This is a genomic window from Aureisphaera sp. (genome assembly GCF_059726885.1).
Window position 1 is genome coordinate 37,501 of the sequence record NZ_AP041051.1, and the last position, 19,271, is coordinate 56,771.

General features: G+C 41.8%; 16 protein-coding genes, 2 tRNA genes and 2 rRNA genes (1 of these 20 running past the window's edge). 8 read left to right on the top strand and 12 right to left on the bottom strand.

The features are described 5' to 3' along the window. The 4 genes from AC6JAD_RS00180 to AC6JAD_RS00195 all read right to left on the bottom strand — a co-directional run. Nucleotides 1-879: ribosomal RNA gene (locus AC6JAD_RS00180) — 23S ribosomal RNA — on the bottom strand; it reaches 1,930 nt to the left of the window's first position. A 170-nt stretch (nucleotides 880-1,049) separates the two neighbouring features. After that, nucleotides 1,050-1,126: transfer RNA gene (locus AC6JAD_RS00185), tRNA-Ala, on the bottom strand. Nucleotides 1,127-1,220: 94 nt separating this feature from the next. After that, nucleotides 1,221-1,294 (bottom strand) — tRNA-Ile (locus AC6JAD_RS00190). A gap of 107 nt (nucleotides 1,295-1,401) precedes the next feature. Further along, nucleotides 1,402-2,921, bottom strand: a 16S ribosomal RNA gene (locus AC6JAD_RS00195). The 16S and 23S rRNA genes sit together here with 2 tRNA genes alongside, the layout of an rRNA operon. Before the next feature lie 613 nt (nucleotides 2,922-3,534). On the opposite strand from AC6JAD_RS00195, the gene thrS reads away from it, so the two are divergent. The 6 genes from thrS to AC6JAD_RS00225 all read left to right on the top strand — a co-directional run bounded on the left by thrS (nucleotide 3,535) and on the right by AC6JAD_RS00225 (nucleotide 8,488). Further along, nucleotides 3,535-5,478, top strand: coding sequence for a threonine--tRNA ligase (thrS, locus tag AC6JAD_RS00200; RefSeq protein ID WP_461304016.1), 1,944 nt, complete (start codon nucleotides 3,535-3,537; stop codon nucleotides 5,476-5,478). Nucleotides 5,479-5,533: 55 nt separating this feature from the next. Next, a complete protein-coding gene (infC, locus tag AC6JAD_RS00205) occupies nucleotides 5,534-6,049 on the top strand; it encodes a translation initiation factor IF-3 (protein WP_461304342.1) in 516 nt (171 codons plus the stop codon). 58 nt (nucleotides 6,050-6,107) lie between these two features. After that, the gene (gene rpmI, locus AC6JAD_RS00210; RefSeq protein WP_105216754.1) at nucleotides 6,108-6,305 is read left to right on the top strand and encodes a 50S ribosomal protein L35; all 198 of its coding nucleotides are present in this window, start codon (nucleotides 6,108-6,110) and stop codon (nucleotides 6,303-6,305) included. 99 nt (nucleotides 6,306-6,404) lie between these two features. Then, nucleotides 6,405-6,749 (top strand): 50S ribosomal protein L20, encoded by a 345-nt coding sequence (rplT, locus tag AC6JAD_RS00215; RefSeq protein WP_461304017.1) that lies wholly within the window; start codon nucleotides 6,405-6,407, stop codon nucleotides 6,747-6,749. 183 nt (nucleotides 6,750-6,932) lie between these two features. Further along, nucleotides 6,933-7,331, top strand: a complete 399-nt coding sequence (locus AC6JAD_RS00220; protein ID WP_461304018.1) for a hypothetical protein — start codon at nucleotides 6,933-6,935, stop codon at nucleotides 7,329-7,331. 5 nt (nucleotides 7,332-7,336) lie between these two features. Next, a complete protein-coding gene (locus tag AC6JAD_RS00225; protein ID WP_461304019.1) occupies nucleotides 7,337-8,488 on the top strand; it encodes a PAS domain-containing protein in 1,152 nt (383 codons plus the stop codon). On the opposite strand, the gene AC6JAD_RS00230 is transcribed toward AC6JAD_RS00225, so the two are convergent. The 7 genes from AC6JAD_RS00230 to tgt form a co-directional block, all read right to left on the bottom strand. Further along, on the bottom strand, nucleotides 8,485-9,741 hold the full coding sequence (locus tag AC6JAD_RS00230; protein WP_461304020.1) for an asparagine synthetase B: 1,257 nt from the start codon (nucleotides 9,739-9,741) through the stop codon (nucleotides 8,485-8,487). The genes AC6JAD_RS00225 and AC6JAD_RS00230 overlap by 4 nt on opposite strands. 61 nt (nucleotides 9,742-9,802) lie before the next feature. Beyond that, the gene (locus AC6JAD_RS00235) at nucleotides 9,803-10,228 is read right to left on the bottom strand and encodes a nuclear transport factor 2 family protein (protein WP_461304021.1); all 426 of its coding nucleotides are present in this window, start codon (nucleotides 10,226-10,228) and stop codon (nucleotides 9,803-9,805) included. 95 nt (nucleotides 10,229-10,323) lie between these two features. Next, nucleotides 10,324-11,868, bottom strand: a complete 1,545-nt coding sequence (gene dnaB, locus AC6JAD_RS00240; RefSeq protein WP_461304022.1) for a replicative DNA helicase — start codon at nucleotides 11,866-11,868, stop codon at nucleotides 10,324-10,326. A 166-nt stretch (nucleotides 11,869-12,034) separates the two neighbouring features. Then, the gene (locus tag AC6JAD_RS00245) at nucleotides 12,035-12,988 is read right to left on the bottom strand and encodes an acetyl-CoA carboxylase carboxyltransferase subunit alpha (RefSeq protein ID WP_461304023.1); all 954 of its coding nucleotides are present in this window, start codon (nucleotides 12,986-12,988) and stop codon (nucleotides 12,035-12,037) included. A gap of 54 nt (nucleotides 12,989-13,042) precedes the next feature. Further along, complete coding sequence (locus AC6JAD_RS00250) at nucleotides 13,043-13,945, bottom strand: DMT family transporter (protein WP_461304024.1); 903 nt, start codon at nucleotides 13,943-13,945, stop codon at nucleotides 13,043-13,045. Then, a complete protein-coding gene (locus AC6JAD_RS00255; protein ID WP_461304025.1) occupies nucleotides 13,932-15,008 on the bottom strand; it encodes an LptF/LptG family permease in 1,077 nt (358 codons plus the stop codon). Before AC6JAD_RS00255 ends, AC6JAD_RS00250 begins: the two co-directional genes overlap by 14 nt. Further along, entirely contained in the window at nucleotides 15,008-16,138 is a 1,131-nt protein-coding gene (tgt, locus tag AC6JAD_RS00260) for a tRNA guanosine(34) transglycosylase Tgt (protein ID WP_461304026.1), read from the bottom strand. Before tgt ends, AC6JAD_RS00255 begins: the two co-directional genes overlap by 1 nt. Before the next feature lie 218 nt (nucleotides 16,139-16,356). On the opposite strand from tgt, the gene AC6JAD_RS00265 reads away from it, so the two are divergent. Next, nucleotides 16,357-17,202, top strand: coding sequence for a transketolase (locus tag AC6JAD_RS00265; protein WP_461304027.1), 846 nt, complete (start codon nucleotides 16,357-16,359; stop codon nucleotides 17,200-17,202). A 15-nt stretch (nucleotides 17,203-17,217) separates the two neighbouring features. Then, on the top strand, nucleotides 17,218-18,171 hold the full coding sequence (locus tag AC6JAD_RS00270) for a transketolase family protein (RefSeq protein WP_461304028.1): 954 nt from the start codon (nucleotides 17,218-17,220) through the stop codon (nucleotides 18,169-18,171). Between the two features lie 71 nt (nucleotides 18,172-18,242). On the opposite strand, the gene AC6JAD_RS00275 is transcribed toward AC6JAD_RS00270, so the two are convergent. After that, nucleotides 18,243-19,262 (bottom strand): FKBP-type peptidyl-prolyl cis-trans isomerase, encoded by a 1,020-nt coding sequence (locus AC6JAD_RS00275; protein WP_461304029.1) that lies wholly within the window; start codon nucleotides 19,260-19,262, stop codon nucleotides 18,243-18,245. Nucleotides 19,263-19,271: the final 9 nt, after the last annotated feature.

A 19,271-nucleotide genomic window follows, 5' to 3' on the forward strand; every position in this document is an offset into this window, starting at 1 on the left:
TATAAAACTATCATTACGCTGCACCTAAATGCATTTCGGGGAGTACGAGCTATTTCCGAGTTTGATTGGCCTTTCACCCCTACCCACAGGTCATCCCAAGACTTTTCAACGTCAACGGGTTCGGGCCTCCACTGAGTGTTACCACAGCTTCACCCTGCCCATGGGTAGATCACACGGTTTCGCGTCTACTACTGCTAACTAAAGCGCCCTGTTCAGACTCGCTTTCGCTACGGATCCGCACCTGAAGTGCTTAACCTCGCTAACAACAGTAACTCGTAGGCTCATTATGCAAAAGGCACGCCGTCACCACAAAGTGGCTCCGACCGCTTGTAAGCGTATGGTTTCAGGTTCTATTTCACTCCCCTGTTCGGGGTTCTTTTCACCTTTCCCTCACGGTACTGGTTCACTATCGGTCTCTCAGGAGTATTTAGCCTTGGCGGATGGTCCCGCCGGATTCATACAGGGTTTCACGTGCCCCGCACTACTCAGGATACCGCTATCCATAACTGTCCTTGCCTGTACCGGGCTATCACCGTCTACGGCCCCTCTTTCCAAAGGGTTCCAGTTCGTAAAGCATGGAATATTGCGGTCCTACAACCCCGGCCGTGCCGTAACACAACCGGTTTGGGCTAATTCGCGTTCGCTCGCCGCTACTGACGAAATCACTATTGTTTTCTCTTCCTCCGGGTACTTAGATGTTTCAGTTCCCCGGGTTCGCCCCCTTTCGGGTACCATGCCTTCAGCATGGTGGGTTGCCCCATTCGGAAATCCACGGATCAGTTCGTATGTGCCGATCCCCGTGGCTTATCGCAGCTTATCACGTCCTTCATCGCCTCTGAGAGCCTAGGCATCCCCCATACGCCCTTAGTTTGCTTATTGTACTTTTTGCTCTTTCAATGAGTTTTGATTCAATTTATTATTGCGCACAGTGCATAAAGCACTGCGCTCGTATCTCTTTTCCCAATATGTCAATGAACTGTCCGGGCCCGGAACATACGGTGGCCGCCACAACGGACGGCAGCTAAACCGCAAAAATCCCTTTTTGCCCTTGGTGGAGAATATCGGAGTCGAACCGATGACCTCCTGCGTGCAAGGCAGGCGCTCTAGCCAGCTGAGCTAATTCCCCATATACTAGCAGTTAGTACATAGTAGCCAGTAGCCATAACAACTACTACTCAACTTCTAGAATTTCCTTTCAATATATCAATATGAACGTATCGTAGTCTCAGGCAGACTCGAACTGCCGACCTCTACATTATCAGTGTAGCGCTCTAACCAGCTGAGCTATGAGACTGCATGCATATATAAATCAAAATCGACAGCTAAACCAAGAAAGATACAGGATCCCATTAAAGGATTCTTCTCGTCGTACCTCTCATCCCCCATAGGGGGAATCTCTAGAAAGGAGGTGTTCCAGCCGCACCTTCCGGTACGGCTACCTTGTTACGACTTAGCCCCAGTTACCAGTTTTACCCTAGGCAGCTCCTTGCGGTGACCGACTTCAGGTACCCCCGGCTTCCATGGCTTGACGGGCGGTGTGTACAAGGCCCGGGAACGTATTCACCGGATCATGGCTGATATCCGATTACTAGCGATTCCAGCTTCACGGGGTCGAGTTGCAGACCCCGATCCGAACTGAGACCGGTTTTAAGGATTCGCTCCACCTTGCGGTGTGGCTGCCCTCTGTACCGGCCATTGTAGCACGTGTGTAGCCCAGGACGTAAGGGCCGTGATGATTTGACGTCATCCCCACCTTCCTCGCGGTTTGCACCGGCAGTCTCGTTAGAGTTCCCATCTTTACATGCTGGCAACTAACGACAGGGGTTGCGCTCGTTATAGGACTTAACCTGACACCTCACGGCACGAGCTGACGACAACCATGCAGCACCTTGCAAACAGTCCGAAGAAAAGGGTGTTTCCACCCCTGTCCGAATGCATTTAAGCCCTGGTAAGGTTCCTCGCGTATCATCGAATTAAACCACATGCTCCACCGCTTGTGCGGGCCCCCGTCAATTCCTTTGAGTTTCATTCTTGCGAACGTACTCCCCAGGTGGGATACTTATCACTTTCGCTTGGCCACCCAGCCCGAAGGCCGGACAGCTAGTATCCATCGTTTACGGCGTGGACTACCAGGGTATCTAATCCTGTTCGCTCCCCACGCTTTCGTCCCTCAGCGTCAATGCATTGTTAGTGATCTGCCTTCGCAATCGGTATTCTGAGTAATATCTATGCATTTCACCGCTACACTACTCATTCTAACCACTTCACAATGATTCAAGACGACCAGTATCAAAGGCAATTTTACGGTTGAGCCGCAAACTTTCACCCCTGACTTAATCGCCCGCCTACGGACCCTTTAAACCCAATGATTCCGGATAACGCTCGGATCCTCCGTATTACCGCGGCTGCTGGCACGGAGTTAGCCGATCCTTATTCTTACGGTACCGTCAAGCCCCCACACGTGGGGGTGTTTCTTCCCGTACAAAAGCAGTTTACAACCCATAGGGCAGTCTTCCTGCACGCGGCATGGCTGGATCAGGGTTGCCCCCATTGTCCAATATTCCTCACTGCTGCCTCCCGTAGGAGTCTGGTCCGTGTCTCAGTACCAGTGTGGGGGATCCCCCTCTCAGGGCCCCTACCTATCGTAGCCTTGGTGTGCCGTTACCACACCAACAAGCTAATAGGACGCATGCTCATCTTGTACCGTGACCTTTAATCAAAAGACGATGCCGTCAAATGATGCCATGGGGTGTTAATCTTCGTTTCCAAAGGCTATCCCCCAGTACAAGGCAGATTGCATACGCGTTACGCACCCGTGCGCCGGTCGTCATCTGGTGCAAGCACCAATGTTACCCCTCGACTTGCATGTGTTAGGCCTGCCGCTAGCGTTCATCCTGAGCCAGGATCAAACTCTTCATCGTTAAATCTTAAATAAAATTCAAGCACAACAAAAAGCCCTCAAAAAAATCTCAGGTATCTATTCTTAGTTTAGTTTATTCTCGTCGAACCACAGTCTCAAAAAAACCGCGGTCCTACGCGCTGTCAATTTCAATATATCAATGAACTTTATTCTCTTCTAAATACACAAAACAAACAATCCCTCATCCGTTTTGCGGGTGCAAATGTACAACAGTTTTTTTAACCTGCAATACTTTTTAAAAAAAATTTCAAATTAATTTCAGAACGTTGTTTTTGCACTTCTTCAATCGAGACATATATCTCTTTCAAAGCGGGTGCAAAGATAGTTTGGTTTTCGATTTATGCAAACCTAAAGCACACTTTTTTCAAAGTTTTTTTTACCCAGAAATATAACCGTTTGATAATTCATTGTTTAGCAGAACAGCACCCCAAAACAGTTTGTTTTACCTATATATTATATACACCCTATTCAATTTTCCCAAATCGTCCCCAAGACCCAAGGTAAATTCAGGAAAAATCCTTTGGTTTCAGTAAAAAACACCTTCACAAAGGAGCTATTCAATATTGTAAAAAGAATAAACTAGTACTATCTTTGCCCCTTAATATTTGAAACCTATGATTGCGATCACCCTACCGGACGGAAGCGTAAAACAATACGACAAAGGGGCAACTCCTATGGATGTTGCCAAAAGTATTAGCGAAGGACTTGCCAGAAATGTAATTTCGGCTTCCTTCAACGGAACCACGGTAGAGACCACCACCCCATTACTTATAGACGGAAGCCTGATACTTTACACATGGAGGGATGATGAAGGAAAGAAGGCATTCTGGCATTCGTCTGCCCATATTCTGGCACAAGCACTGGAAGAACTCTATCCTGGTGTCAAGCTTTGGGTTGGTCCAGCAATCGACAGAGGGTTTTATTACGATGTAGACTTGGGCGATGAAATGATTTCTGAAAAAGATTTCAAGAACATTGAAAATAAAATGCTGGAAATTGCCAGGGGCAAGCACGACTTTAAAATGCGTTCTGCCACTAAGGCCGAGGCATTAGCTTTTTATGAAGGGAAGAATGAATATAAGGTAGAATTGGTAACAGGCCTTGAAGATGGGACCATCACCTTTTGCGACCATGACTCCTTCACCGACCTATGCCGTGGCGGGCATATCCCTAATACGGGCATTGTTAAAGCAGCTAAAATACTTAGTGTTGCAGGGGCATACTATCTAGGGGATGAAAACCAAAAACAGCTTACTAGGGTATACGGAATTACATTTCCAAAGCAAAAAGAACTTACAGAACATTTAGCCTTATTGGAAGAGGCCAAAAAACGAGACCACAGAAAGCTTGGAAAAGAACTAGGATTATTTACCTTTTCGGAAAAAGTAGGCCAAGGATTGCCCTTATGGCTGCCTAAGGGAGCCGCCTTACGCGAGCGCCTGGAAAACTTTCTAAAAGCTGCCCAGAAAAAAGCCGGGTACGAGATGGTCGTTTCCCCTCATATCGGACAAAAGGAATTGTACGTCACCTCTGGACATTACGCCAAATATGGTGAGGATAGTTTTCAGCCGATAAAAACCCCAAAAGAGGATGAGGAGTTTTTGCTTAAACCCATGAACTGCCCCCATCACTGTGAAATTTATAAAAGTAGTCCGTGGTCCTATAAAGATCTCCCCAAACGATTCGCCGAATTTGGCACTGTGTATAGATACGAGCAGAGCGGAGAGCTTCATGGTCTCACTCGGGTTAGGGGCTTTACCCAAGATGATGCACACCTATTTTGTACTCCAGATCAGTTGGACGAGGAGTTTAAAAATGTGATTGACCTTGTTCTTTACGTATTCGGTTCCCTTGGGTTTGAAAACTTCTCTACTCAGGTGTCTATTCGGGATCCTAAAAATCCTGATAAATATATTGGGGATTTGGATGTTTGGGAAAAAGCAGAACAAGCCATCCTGAATGCTGCGAAGGATAAGGGGTTGGATTATGTTATTGAAGAAGGAGAAGCGGCATTTTATGGTCCTAAGTTAGACTTTATGGTGAAAGATGCTTTGGGCAGAAGTTGGCAATTAGGGACCATACAAGTAGATTATAACCTACCTGAACGTTTCGATCTTACCTATAAGGGAAGTGACAATGAACTTCACAGACCGGTAATGATTCACAGGGCTCCTTTTGGAAGTATGGAGCGTTTTGTGGCTATTTTGTTAGAGCACACAGGAGGTAATTTTCCATTATGGCTTATGCCAGAACAAGTTAGCATTTTAAGCTTGAGCGAAAAATATGAGAAATACGCTCAAAAAGTTTTAAATTTGCTGGAAAATAACGAAATTCGCGCCCTTGTAGATAACCGCAACGAAACGATTGGTAAGAAAATCAGGGAAGCGGAAATGAACAAAATTCCTTATATGATCATTGTAGGGGAGCAAGAAGAAAATGATGGCACGATCTCTGTAAGAAAGCATTCTGAAGGAGATATAGGAACCATGACGATTGAGGAATTTACGGGAATCGTAGAAAAACAAATAAAGGAAACAATAAAAGAATTTAACGTTTAACTAAACTTTTTAAGCCATAGCAATACGAAGAAAAAGAAGTAGAGGGCCAGCCCGAATTATTAAAGAGGACAAACACCTCATTAATGAAAAAATACGTGCACAGGAAGTTCGTCTCGTTGGTGACAACGTAGAAGTGGGTGTGTACCCTTTGAAAAAAGCATTGGAAATTGCCCGGGATTTGGAAGAGGATCTAGTAGAAATCTCTCCAAATGCAACTCCCCCGGTTTGTAAGATCATGGACTATAAAAAATTTGTCTATGAACAAAAGAAAAGAGAGAAGGCACTGAAAGCCAAAGCAACCAAGGTTGTGATCAAAGAAATTAGATTTGGTCCCAATACGGATGATCACGACTATGAGTTTAAAAAGAAACATGGAGAAAAGTTTTTGAAGGATGGTGCCAAACTAAAGGCATATGTATTCTTTAAAGGACGTTCCATCATTTATAAGGATCAAGGAGAAATCCTTTTATTGCGTCTTGCTCAGGATCTCGAGGATTATGGAAAAGTAGAGCAGATGCCAAAATTGGAAGGAAAGCGAATGACTATGTTCATAGCACCTAAAAAGAAATAAACTACTTCAGTAGAAGTTTGTTATAAAAAGAAAGCGAAATAAGTAAAATAGGAACACAATGCCTAAACAAAAAACAAAATCCAGTGCCAAAAAGCGTTTTAAGCTTACAGGAACTGGTAAAATCAAAAGAAAGCATGCGTTTAAGAGTCACATCTTAACAAAGAAGTCTAAGAAACGTAAGCTTGCCTTGACTCATGATACTACGGTACACAAGAGTGACGAGGACAATGTTAAGCAAATGCTTCGTTTGAAGTAAACTGCCTAACCGGTTAAACTATTTTAAAAACCCTGGAGTACGGCCATTATATGACAAAGTGTTGAGCAATCGACCGCCTGCTACAAAAAATGTAAAATTATGCCAAGATCAGTAAATTCAGTTGCGAAGAGAGCCAGAAGAAAAAAGGTTCTTAAGCAAGCCAAAGGTTACTTTGGAAGACGTAAAAACGTATGGACTGTTGCTAAAAACGCTGTAGATAAAGCGATGCAATATTCTTACAGGGACCGTCGAAACAAAAAGAGAAATTTCAGAAGCTTATGGATTACCCGTATCAATGCGGGAGCCCGTCAGCATGGAATGTCTTATTCTCAGTTTATGGGTAAACTAAAAGCTAACGATATCGAATTGAACCGTAAGGTGCTTGCCGATTTAGCGATGAACCACCCAGAAGCTTTTGAGGCTATAATCAATAAAGTAAAGTAAGGGCGTAAGCCTATCATAAACCATTATTTCGCTTAAAAGCCTGCTCTTGTAGCAGGCTTTTTTTGTACGATCCTTCCTATACCCCGTCAGACATATCGTATGTATATAATTGTTATATTGTATTGCTAGCCAAAGTGAAACAGTGTCTTGGCTATTGACATTTACAAACAACAAACCTACCTTATGAAACCCAATACCCTCTTAGTCCTTGTGCTAACCATTTCCTTATTACCTCTAAATCTTTGGGCACAGGAGCATAGCAGCCTTGGGACATCGGAAGCTGAACTATTTGGATTGCTTGAACTCCCATTTCTACTCATTGCCATTTTCTTTAGCTTTTTTACAGCCCGAAATTTAAAAGGAGGAAAATTTGGTGCTGGTATGAGGCTACTCGCATGGGGTTTCCTTGTTATGGCCATCGGACATATTCATATGCAAATTGACCATCTTTTTGGCTATAACTTTTTCAAAACCATACTGGGTGCTACTATAGGAAGCTATGCCTGGTTTATTGCCCTTATACTTACTTGGGGGCTTTCTGCCTTTGGCTTTTACAAAATTTACAAAGCCAGTAAAATATAAATGGCATGGTAAATCTAAAACGTTTCCTTCGCCGCAAGAAACCCAAGGTCATCAATCCAGATGAACAGGCATATATTTTAAAGTCCGTTTTTAAAGATTTGACACATCAGCTCCAATCTTACAAGCTCAATGATTCATTATCAGCAAAGCTCAAGCTTTTCAACAAGAGCGACACCTCCCAAAAAATTAAGGAATTTCCTAGGTTGTATTTGGACATTGAAGATTTTCTCTTGAATCAAAAGGAATATGCTAACAAAAGCAAACAGGAATTCCGGGAGGTGTTCCTCATGGAATACGCCGGCATCTCGGAATACCATGAACTATATGCCGTGTTCCTGCCTTACGAAATACAGAAAGTAGCATTGTCGCGATTATTTTTGAAAGAAGCCCTGGCCGCTGCCAAGAAACTTCTTGGTAATTTTAAGGATACTTATCTGAGTGAAGCCGAGAAATTATTGGATCAGCCGTTTCTTATAGATAAGTACAGTACCGAAATGGAGATTCATCAAATTTTAAATGAAATCCTAGCATACGCCAACTCCCTTCAAGCAAAACTTTCTGAAAGCCTGGGTGACCAAGTTATGCTAAGTATCTTTAACCAAGCCTATACCAAGCATTTCAACAATTATTATTTATTGGAAGCCTTTACAACAATCGTGTATTTGGTTCCCGAAGACCTGATGAAAATGGAGAATGCCCAAATGCCCAGCAAGGCGCAAATGAGTGAATTGTTGAAAACCCAACTGAAGAAGCTGGAAGAGGTCAACCTAAAATTGAATAAGGAACTATTGGAGCGCAAGTACGTTGAGAAGAAATTGGAAAACAGTGAACGCATGTGTTCTGCTGTACTGCACAACTCATTGAATGCGACCATGATTATTGATCAGGGTGGTGAAATTATTAGATGGAATATAAAAGCTGAGAAGTTATTCGGGGAAGGGGACAATCTATTTAAAATGCTTCCAAAGGTGTTTACCATTTCCTTGAAAAAAACGATTGGCGGAAAAACACTAAAAGAAATGAAGGACTTAACATCGCAGTCCTTCACCTTTAATATCGGAATAGATGGAGTTACAAAGTATTTTCAACTCAAGATAAGTCCCATTTTTGTGGATGAAAATGTACTTTTTTATTGTATCGCCGAGAAACTGGATTAGGTCTTTTGTTTCTTCTTCTTGGCTGCAGGGAACAATACATTGTTTAGAATAAGGCGATAGCCTGGAGAATTGGGATGCAATGCCAATTCTGTTTTGGCGTCCCCTACCCTATGCTGATAATCTTCTGGGTCATGCCCTCCATAGAAAGTAAAAAACCCCTTTCCTCGTATTCCATGAATATATCTGGCTTCTCCATTTGTCTTTAATTCTCCCATGATAAGCACATTCGACTTTATCTCATCTCTCTTAAATGAAGTGGTTTGTCCCATAAACCCCTTCACCAAAGACGTATGATTTTGGACCAACATACATGGAATCGGATCCCATTTGGCGCTATAGTCCATTAAACTAAAATAGTCCGTTTCCTTAATTATTTGCCTTTTCATGGTCATGTCTATAGACGAAAATTCATAGACCATTGGACTTCTCTCTAAAATGAAATCCTTGAAAGCAAATGTCTTATTATAGTCAATTTTACTCTGGTATCCCGGTTCGCTGGAATCTCCATCGAACATGGGTTCGCAGATATCTACTCCTTCTGCCGCCAAGGCTATATCGAAACTATCCGTAGCACTGCACATAGCGAACATAAAACCGCCACCAATAACATAATCCCGGATCTTTAGTGCCACATCCCTTTTAGCTTCGGATACCTTACTATACCCCAACTTGGTTGCCAATGCTTCCGAGTTTTTTTTATTTTCAATATACCAAGGTGCTGCACGATACGCCCTGTAGAACTTCCCATATTGACCCGTAAAATCTTCGTGATGCAAGTGCAACCAATCATAAAGCAATAATTGATCGCCTAAAACTTCTTCATCATATACCACTTCATAAGGTATTTCGGCGTAGGTAAGTACCATAGTAACAGCGTCATCCCACGGTTGATTTCCTTTGGGTGAATACACCGCAATCTTAGGAGCTTTCTCTAAAACAACAGCTTCCATATTTCTGGACGGACTGCTTATTTCCTCTAATATGCTATTCGCTTCCGAATCACTAATAACTTCAAAAGAAACCCCTCGAATCCTACATTCCTTTCGAATTTCCTCCGCATCCGGAAGTAGAAACGAGCCTCCCCTATAATTCAACAACCACTTTGCCTTTACTTGCCTTTCCAATGTCCAGTAAGTGATTCCATAGGCCTTTAGATGTTCTGCCTGACTCTCTGCATCCATCGGAATTAAGATATAAGATGCAAACCCCTGTGAGGATATTAGGAAAAGAAAAATAATGATAACTAATCGCATACGTATAATATTTCAGCTTGGCTGAGCGGCTAATATAACTACAAAAGTCGAGCCATAAGCGTTAAATTTCTGAGTGGGGTTTTCTATAAAATATTTTGCTCACTACTTTCCATTCGCCATCCACCTTAAGCAAGTTCATATAATCTATGAACGAGAAGTTTTCGTAGCGTATTTCTAATTTGGCGTGTGCTGCATGTCCAGAGACATCGACAGATAGAATTTTGGTTTCCCTATTTTGTTTGGGCCCAGGTTTCATGACTTTTTTAAAGAATTCTACCGCATTTACCTCCGTATAGGATCCATCCCTGATATACTTCATGGTCGCAGTTTCATGGAACGCTTTTTTTAGGGTTTCAAAATCATTGTTGGTACCACCATCCAGATAATAATTCAAGGTTTTTTTTACCGAATCAATCTCGGCATCCTGCGCTATCGCGGTGGAAAAAGCACATAGGATAATTGCAAAAGTTAGAACAAACTGTTTCATTTTTTCTGTGTATTGATTGATTGAACTTAAACCAACAATATAGGAACAAACTGAACAGAAAAATCTAAAGGAATTGCTAAATCTGGCCTAATTCATTAGAAAGGGATCCCATCATCGGGATCTTCATCATTCATGGCGCTACCAAAAGCTTCGTCTGGTGAAGGAAGGTTGTCGGGTCTAAACGTATCATCATTGGCTGCGTCGTTCATTCTTGAATGGATTTCTGTTGGAAAATCAAAGGTCTCCAAATTCTCGAATCGTCCAAGATGGCCAACGAATTTCAAACGTATTTCATCCAGTCCACCATTACGGTGCTTAGCTACGATAAACTCAGCTTGCCCGGCAGTGGGAGTTCGTTCTTCATCATCCCATTCATCGATTTTATAATATTCCGGACGATAGATAAAGGAAACGATATCGGCATCCTGCTCTATCGCACCAGATTCCCTAAGGTCGGAAAGCAAGGGACGCTTACTTCCACCACGGGTTTCAACGGCACGGGATAATTGGGAAAGTGCTATTACCGGCACATTAAGCTCTTTGGCCAATGCTTTTAGGTTACGGGAAATAGTCGAGATTTCCTGCTCCCTATTCCCTCCTTTTTGGCTTCCCCCGGCTGTCATTAATTGCAAATAATCGATCATGATCATTTTAATACCGTATTGTGAAGCCAATCTACGTGCCTTGGCCCTAAGATCGAAAATAGAAAGGGACGGCGTATCATCTATGTACAAAGGTGCTTTTTCAAGCCCTTTTACCTTCACGTTTAATTGTTCCCATTCGTGTTTTTCCAAACTTCCTGTTCTTAATTTCTCGGAAGAAAGTCCGGTTTCCGAGGAAATAAGCCTTGTAATCAATTGTACCGAAGACATCTCCAAGGAGAAAAAAGCAACGGGTGTATTGTATTCTACGGCCATATTGCGAGCCATAGACAACGTTAGTGCCGTTTTACCCATACCAGGTCGAGCCGCCACAATAATTAAATCACTGGGCTGCCATCCCGAAGTCAGCTTGTCTACTTGTGTAAAACCCGATGGTATCCCGGAGAGTCCTTCCCTGTTGGCGATTTCTTCAATCTTTTTCTTGGCCTGAATTACCAAGTTTTGGGCTGTTTCGGAAGAGCGCTTTATATTTCCCTGTGTAATCTCATACAATTTGGCTTCGGCATTGTCCAAAAGGTCAAATACATCGGTTCCTTCATCGTAAGAGTCTTCAATTATTTCACTCGAAACCTTAATGAGACTTCTCTGGATGAATTTTTGAAGAATGATACGAGCATGAAACTCAATGTGTGCCGAGGATGAGACTTTCTGGGTTAATTGAATGAGGTAAAACTCCCCTCCAACCAATTCTAATTTCTTTTCCTTTTTGAGACGAGCCGAAACCGTTAATAAGTCGACGGGTTCACTGTTTTCGAAAAGGTTGAATATGGCTTCAAATATGTGCTTATGGGCTTCTTTGTAGAAGGCATCCGGATGTAGAATATCTATAACCTCATCGACTCCTTTCTTATCGATCATCATTGCTCCTAACACAACTTCCTCTAAATCAACTGCTTGCGGTGGTATTTTGCCTTTTTCCAGCGAAATCACCTGGGAAGTTCTAGGTGTAAATGAAGTGTGAGGTTTAATTTTTTCCATGGAACGAATGTAAAAAAATTGTTAAGAGGACAGCCATTTTTCAAAGGATGTCTGTTCACCGTTCTTTAACAAATGAACTGTTGAAAACTTTAATTTATTGTTGATAAGAGCTAAAAAAATCCGAAGTCATCACCTCGGATTTTGTAATGGGCTGCTATTGCTGAAACTAGCCTTTGTAGACTCCCATTTCAGAATATTTTTCCATACGGTTTTCGACCAATTCTTTTGGTGATAAGTCTTTTAAGTCACCGTGGGTTTTTGAAATCGCCTTAGCAACCGTCATAAACGTTTCTTCTCGATTGGTATGTGCTCCTCCAAGGGGTTCTTTAACAATAAGGTCGATCAACTTTAATTTCTTCATATCGGTAGCAGTAAGCTTCAAAGCTTCTGCTGCTTGTTCTTTGTACTCCCAGCTTCGCCATAGTATAGAAGAACAGCTTTCCGGCGAAATAACCGAGTACCATGTATTTTCTAGCATTAGGACACGATCCCCTACTCCAATACCCAATGCACCACCACTGGCACCTTCTCCAATAATGACCACAATGATAGGCACTTTTAAACGTGTCATCTCAAGTATATTACGAGCAATTGCCTCACCCTGGCCTCTTTCTTCAGCTTCTAATCCAGGATATGCGCCTGGGGTGTCAACCAGTGCCACAACAGGAATACCAAACTTCTCGGCCGACTTCATCAAACGAAGTGCTTTTCTATACCCCTCAGGGTTAGCCATCCCAAAGTTTCGGTATTGACGGGTTTTGGTATTGTATCCTTTTTGCTGACCAATGAACATATAACTCTGATCCCCAATTTTGCCCAAGCCCCCAATCATCGCTTTATCATCCTTAAAATTACGGTCTCCGTGCAATTCTAAAAAAGAATCCCCACAAATGGCATTGATATAATCCAAGGTGTAGGGACGGTTGGGGTGACGTGACAACTGTACACGTTGCCAAGGTGTCAAATTCTTATATATTTCCTTTTTGGTTTCTGCTAATTTCTTTTCAATCTGCTTGCAGGTGTTGCTCACATCAATATCGCTTTCCTCGCCAATCTTACATGCCTTTTCGTATTGCTCCTGCAGCTCTTTTATCGGTAACTCAAATTCAAGATATTCCATAAGTATCGAATATGCGTCTTTTTCTGGTTAGTGCACAAAGATAAAACTTTGTTTTTAGGTTGATGATATAGTGTCCTTTTTTCTTTGCTTTTTGGTCTTAATGATCCCATTTGCTATCACTGTCACTAAAATGATAAGGGCCCCATAATAGAATTGCGGATTCATGTATTCACTATCCTTTAGCACTACCAATGCCAGTAAGATTCCATACACTGGTTCTAAATTGATGGTCAGCATGACCGTATACGGACTCAACCACTTCATAACGTGCAAGGAGGCGATAAAAGCGTAGGCAGTACATGCAGACGCCAGAATAAACAGATAAAACCAATCTGTTGGGGATATTTTAAAGAAACTAGGGGTAAATCCACCAGTTGCCAGAAGATATATAGAAATACACAGCACACCAAAAAATAGTTCATAGAGGGATATAGACGATGCACTGTACCGTTCTACAAACTTGCCATTTATAACGGAGAACAGAGCTCCCAAAAATGCAGATATCAATGCTAAAACCATCCCATAGGTATAACCGGCTTCGGCCCTAAAAATGATATATAGTCCAATGATCGCCATTAATCCAAATAGTACTTCATACCAAATTATTTTGCGACGATAAAACAACGGTTCGAGTAAGGCTGCAAAAAACGCTCCCGTAGACATGACCGATAATGTTATTGACACGTTGGATACTTTGATGGCTCCAAAAAAAGTAAGCCAGTGAACCGCTATAATTAGTCCAGCAATAAAAAACCCAAAAATGGTTCGTGGTAAAAACTTTACTCTTTTTCTGGTTATCAATACAAAGATTAAAACCAGCACTGTAGCAAGTGACATTCTATACCAAACCAGAGGAATGGCTTCTAGGGTAATAAGTGCACCCAGCACCGCTGTAAAACCCCAAATAAAAACGATAAAATGTAAATGGAGATAATTGAGGAGTCTAGCGTTTCGCATTGCGCAATAAGTAAATGGCCAAAATACCAAAAATAAAGTTGGGGAACCAAGTAGCTACGAATGGTGAAAAACTGCTTTGTTCCGCCATGGTCCCAAATATCTTGTCGAAGAAGATAAATATCATCCCAATACCTATTCCAATGGCCAAGTTTACCCCCATACCTCCCCTACGCTTCATAGATGAAACCGCCACGGCAATAATAGTAAGAATATAGGCAGATACCGGCAAACTCCAGCGTTTGTACCTCACCACCTCGTATCGATTAATATACTGGGAGCCTTTTTCTTTCTCCCTACTTATAAAGCGGTTCAACTCATTGAAATTAAGAGTTTCAGCAATATATTCCACGGGGGTAAGATCCTCCATGTCGAAATCGAAAATGGTATCCTTTCTTGCCAAGGTAATGATAGAATCCCTGCCTTCTCCTACTATCCTTTTGGAGTAATTAAGAAGGGTGTAGGTAGAGTCTTCATTGAATTTTATACGATTGGCCATGATCTTAAATGTCATCTTATTGCCCTCGAAGTGTTCTATGGTAAAATGATTTCCCGATCGATCCTTCAAGTTGAATTTATTGACATAGATATATTCCTTATCATTTATTTGCCGATACACATTCCCCAAATCCCTGTCCTTCTTACCACGCTTAAGATGCTTGTATGTAAATTCATTATACCCTTTACTTGCCTTTGGTGCCAAAAAATTGCCCAAAATAAAGGCCCCTACACATACAATCGTTGCTCCAATCATATAGGGTCTCAAAAAACGATAATAGGAAACCCCACTACTCAAAAATGCTATGACCTCTGTATTATTCGCCAATTTGGAGGTAAACCAAATAACCGATAAAAATAAAAAGAGCGGAAATAGCAAATTCGCAAAGTACACCGTAAAGTCTACATAATACAAAAGGATTTCTGTAATGGGGACTTCATTGGCTAGCATCTTATCAATTTTCTCAGCCAAGTTTACCGTAATACCAATTGGGATAAATAACAGTAGTAGGAGCAGAAAAGTCCCTAAATATTTCTTGAGTATGTACTTATCCAGTATACTTAGCATTACAGCCTTTTGTCCATTTGAACTACCATTTTATTTTTCCAGGCAGCAAAATCACCCGCTAAGATATGCTTTCTGGCTTCGCGAACCAACCATAGGTAAAAGCCCAAATTATGAATGGTACAAATCTGTCTTCCCAACATTTCATTCACTGTAAAAAGGTGTCTTACATATGCTTTACTGTAAGCGGTATCTACCCAGGTAATATCCATTTCATCTATGGGAGAGAAGTCATCCTCCCACTTTTTGTTTTTGATATTAATAGTTCCATGTGCCGTAAATAACATTCCATTTCTACCATTTCGGGTAGGCATTACACAATCGAACATATCAATTCCCAAAGCAATATTCTCAAGCAGGTTTATGGGTGTACCCACACCCATTAGGTATCTTGGTTTATCCTCGGGAAGAATCTCAGTAACTACCTCTGTCATCGCATACATTTCTTCTGCCGGTTCCCCAACAGAAAGGCCGCCAATGGCGTTACCGTGTGCACCAACACTTGCAATATATTCTGCAGATTGCCTTCTAAGATCTTTGTAAGTGCTTCCTTGCACGATAGGAAAAAACGTTTGGTTGTAATTATAGGTAAGCGGAGTCTTTTCCAAATGTTTCATACACCTATCTAACCATCTATGGGTCATATGCATGGATCGCTTGGCGTATTCATAATCGCAAGGATAGGGTGTACATTCGTCGAAAGCCATAATGATATCTGCCCCAATCTTGCGTTGGATTTCCATTACATTTTCGGGGGTAAACACGTGATAACTTCCGTCGATATGGGATTTGAATTTCACTCCTTCCTCCTTAATCTTCCTATTTGCCGAAAGTGAATATACTTGGTACCCTCCACTATCTGTGAGGATATTGCGATCCCAATTCATGAACTTATGAAGTCCCCCAGCTTTTTCAATGATATCGGTCTGAGGACGTAAATACAAATGATAGGTATTTCCCAGAATGATATCCGGATTTATCTCATCGGTAAGCTCTTTCTGATGCACGCCTTTTACTGTACCCACAGTCCCTACAGGCATAAAAATAGGCGTTTCTACTGGCCCATGATCCAGGGTAATGGTTCCCGCACGTGCTTTAGAAGCAGGATCTTTTCCAAATAATTCAAATTTCATTCACGAACTTCTTTATGGCAGGCAAAGATAGTGGGATTTCTAGGTAAGAATGGTAAATAAATGTTAGACTTTACATTTTTCGGAACCAAAATTTAGGTCATTCCCTGCCGAAATACCTATGTTAACTAAAATCCAAAAATCGTTAATAAATGCTGCATTTTCTTCTTTGCACCCCTTGAGGAAAATAGTACTTTTGGCTGCATATAAACTATACATGTATGCCAGATATGAATTACCTAAACGACCTTGTTGTACAAGTTCGTAGGGATATTTTAAGACAGGTGCACAAAGTGAACTCAGGACATCCTGGCGGTTCTCTAGGTTGCACCGAATTTTTTGTGGCCCTTTTCCAAGTGATTATGGACCGTAAGGATGGATTTGATATGGATGGAAAGGATGAAGATCTCTTTTTCCTATCCAACGGGCACATTTCTCCCGTTTTTTATAGTGTTTTGGCTCGTTCGGGATATTTTCCTGTAGAAGAGTTAAATACTTTCCGTTTAATTAACTCTCGTTTACAAGGACACCCTACAACTCATGAAGGGTTACCAGGTATACGTGTAGCATCAGGATCTTTGGGACAAGGAATTTCTGTTGCTGTTGGAGCGGCGCAGACCAAAAAACTGAATAATGACCCTCATGTGGTGTATGCCCTATGTGGTGATGGAGAATTACAGGAAGGACAAAATTGGGAGGCCATTATGTATGCTGCTGCCAATAAGGTAGACAATGTTGTGGTTACTGTCGATTATAATGGCCAACAGATTGATGGTTCTTTAGATGCCGTTCTACCTTTAGGTAATTTGAAAGCGAAATTTGAGGCTTTTGGCTGGGACGTATTGGAAGTAGAAAAAGGTAATGATCTAGAGGCGGTTATCAATGGATTGAATGACGCCAAAGCAAAAACAGGAAATGGAAAACCTGTCTGTGTCCTAATGCACACTGTTATGGGCAATGGAGTTGATTTTATGATGCATACCCATGCCTGGCACGGTAAAGCTCCTAACGATGAGCAATTGGAAATAGGTCTTGCTCAAAACCAAGAAACCCTTGGGGATTATTAAAATTTAAGCTGAATTATGAAAAAATACATAGATACTGGCAAAAAAGATACCCGTTCTGGTTTTGGAGCTGGTCTTACTGAATTGGGAAAAACAAATCCCGACGTAGTAGCATTATGCGCAGACCTAACCGGTTCCCTTAAAATGGATGAGTTTAAAGCAAATCATCCCGAACGCTTTTTCCAAGTGGGAATTGCAGAAGCCAATATGATGGGCTTAGCTGCAGGAATGACCATAGGAGGCAAAGTTCCTTTCACGGGAACGTTCGCCAATTTCTCCACAGGTCGTGTATACGACCAGATACGACAAAGCATTGCGTATAGTCATAAAAATGTGAAAATCTGTGCTTCCCATGCCGGTGTAACGCTTGGGGAAGACGGAGCAACACACCAGATACTTGAAGACATTGGACTTATGAAAATGCTTCCAGGTATGACCGTTATTAATACTTGCGATTTTAACCAAACTAAAGCCGCTACCTTAGCAATTGCTGAGCATCATGGCCCAGTATACCTGCGTTTTGGACGTCCAAAAGTGGCAAATTTCACACCCGAAAATCAAACCTTCGAAATTGGTAAAGCCGTCCACTTGCAAGAAGGAAACGATGTCACCATTGTTGCAACGGGGCATTTGGTTTGGGAAGCGCTACAGGCTGCTGAAACACTTCATGAGCAGGGAATTTCTGCTGATGTTGTTAATATACACACCATTAAGCCACTTGATAAAGAAGCCATTATTTCCAGTGTAAGTAAAACGGGTTGTGTGGTTACTGCCGAAGAGCATAATTTTCTAGGAGGTCTAGGAGAAAGTGTTTCCCGTGTTCTGGCAGAAAATCATCCTGCACCGCAGGAGTTCGTTGCCACACAAGATACGTTTGGGGAATCTGGAACACCAGATCAATTAATGGAAAAATATGGATTGAATGCAGACGCTATTGTAAAGGCATCTTTGAAAGCAATTGGGAGAAAATAAGCTATCCCTACATACAGAAAAAGCAGCTCATTTTGAGCTGCTTTTTTTATTTCCTATCCCGATCGGGATTATTATATACTATCATCTAAATGATCCCAAACCCCATTGTTGTTGGCATCTATATATTCAACAGTGTTAACGATTAGATCACCCGTATCTTCATCGATACTTCTATTGATTTCAAATTCGTTTGGCAGCAATGTTGGATTTTCCTCATTCACATATTGTCTCGCTACAATCTCACCAGATGTAGGGCGACCATCATTGTCATCGTCACCATCGAAATAATTCGGAAGTCCATCACTATCTGTATCGTCATCTTCCTCCAATTCGTTACCATTTAAGTCTTCGAAAATGGATGGAATCCCATCATTGTCCTGATCTCCTTGTCTCGACTGGTACAAATGGAAAGTAAATATAAGCTGCGCATATACTGGAATACCAGATCCTACTGGGGTGCTCACATAATACCCTAAGCCCGAAGGCATGAAAACAGCACCGATGCCAGGATTTTCCACATTAACGGAACCATCGGAATTGGTGGTAATGCTTTCGGCTACATTAAACTCAATCATAGCATCCTGAAAACCATTAACAACCCCTGTGAGGTCGAAGGTAACAGGCACCACAGAACTATCGAATAAATTCGTATAGGCTGTACCTGAGTTTTCCTCATTTATCCAAATTCCTTCGTAAGTCACAACGGTAACATCAGGGAATTCTGGACTTGTTTCACCACCTCCTTGTTCTACATTTAGGTAGTACAGTTTATACTCCACCCCTTCATCTACACGATCGGCAACCATTTTAGATCGCAAGTTCGGATGATCGAATAATGATATCTTATTTGAATTGTCCCCTGCAATGGTATCGAAACGAATTTTTCTATCGAAATCGGCCGGAGGGTTTTCAAACTCTTCATAATTATAGAAATGGGTTTGCAGGTAGTCCTCAATAATTGCGGTAGAAGCGGCAACTTCTTCGCCTCTATCACGGGCTGGTACGAACTCAATATTCCCGTCATCATTTCGGCACGAAATAAAACTTAGGAGGGTTATTGTAAATATGGCAAGTAATTTTGCTCTCTTCATCTTCAATTT

What these genes read in the sequence shown, in the direction of transcription:
- AC6JAD_RS00275 (WP_461304029.1), bottom strand. Translation starts at nt 19,262, where the DNA reads ATGAAGAGAGCAAAATTACTTGCCATATTTACAATAACCCTCCTAAGT.
- AC6JAD_RS00245 (WP_461304023.1), bottom strand. Translation starts at nt 12,988, where the DNA reads ATGGAATATCTTGAATTTGAGTTACCGATAAAAGAGCTGCAGGAGCAA.
- thrS (WP_461304016.1), top strand. Translation starts at nt 3,535, where the DNA reads ATGATTGCGATCACCCTACCGGACGGAAGCGTAAAACAATACGACAAA.
- tgt (WP_461304026.1), bottom strand. Translation starts at nt 16,138, where the DNA reads ATGAAATTTGAATTATTTGGAAAAGATCCTGCTTCTAAAGCACGTGCG.
- AC6JAD_RS00270 (WP_461304028.1), top strand. Translation starts at nt 17,218, where the DNA reads ATGAAAAAATACATAGATACTGGCAAAAAAGATACCCGTTCTGGTTTT.
- AC6JAD_RS00250 (WP_461304024.1), bottom strand. Translation starts at nt 13,945, where the DNA reads ATGCGAAACGCTAGACTCCTCAATTATCTCCATTTACATTTTATCGTT.
- AC6JAD_RS00220 (WP_461304018.1), top strand. Translation starts at nt 6,933, where the DNA reads ATGAAACCCAATACCCTCTTAGTCCTTGTGCTAACCATTTCCTTATTA.
- rplT (WP_461304017.1), top strand. Translation starts at nt 6,405, where the DNA reads ATGCCAAGATCAGTAAATTCAGTTGCGAAGAGAGCCAGAAGAAAAAAG.
- AC6JAD_RS00225 (WP_461304019.1), top strand. Translation starts at nt 7,337, where the DNA reads ATGGTAAATCTAAAACGTTTCCTTCGCCGCAAGAAACCCAAGGTCATC.
- dnaB (WP_461304022.1), bottom strand. Translation starts at nt 11,868, where the DNA reads ATGGAAAAAATTAAACCTCACACTTCATTTACACCTAGAACTTCCCAG.
- AC6JAD_RS00230 (WP_461304020.1), bottom strand. Translation starts at nt 9,741, where the DNA reads ATGCGATTAGTTATCATTATTTTTCTTTTCCTAATATCCTCACAGGGG.
- rpmI (WP_105216754.1), top strand. Translation starts at nt 6,108, where the DNA reads ATGCCTAAACAAAAAACAAAATCCAGTGCCAAAAAGCGTTTTAAGCTT.
- AC6JAD_RS00265 (WP_461304027.1), top strand. Translation starts at nt 16,357, where the DNA reads ATGCCAGATATGAATTACCTAAACGACCTTGTTGTACAAGTTCGTAGG.
- AC6JAD_RS00255 (WP_461304025.1), bottom strand. Translation starts at nt 15,008, where the DNA reads ATGCTAAGTATACTGGATAAGTACATACTCAAGAAATATTTAGGGACT.
- AC6JAD_RS00235 (WP_461304021.1), bottom strand. Translation starts at nt 10,228, where the DNA reads ATGAAACAGTTTGTTCTAACTTTTGCAATTATCCTATGTGCTTTTTCC.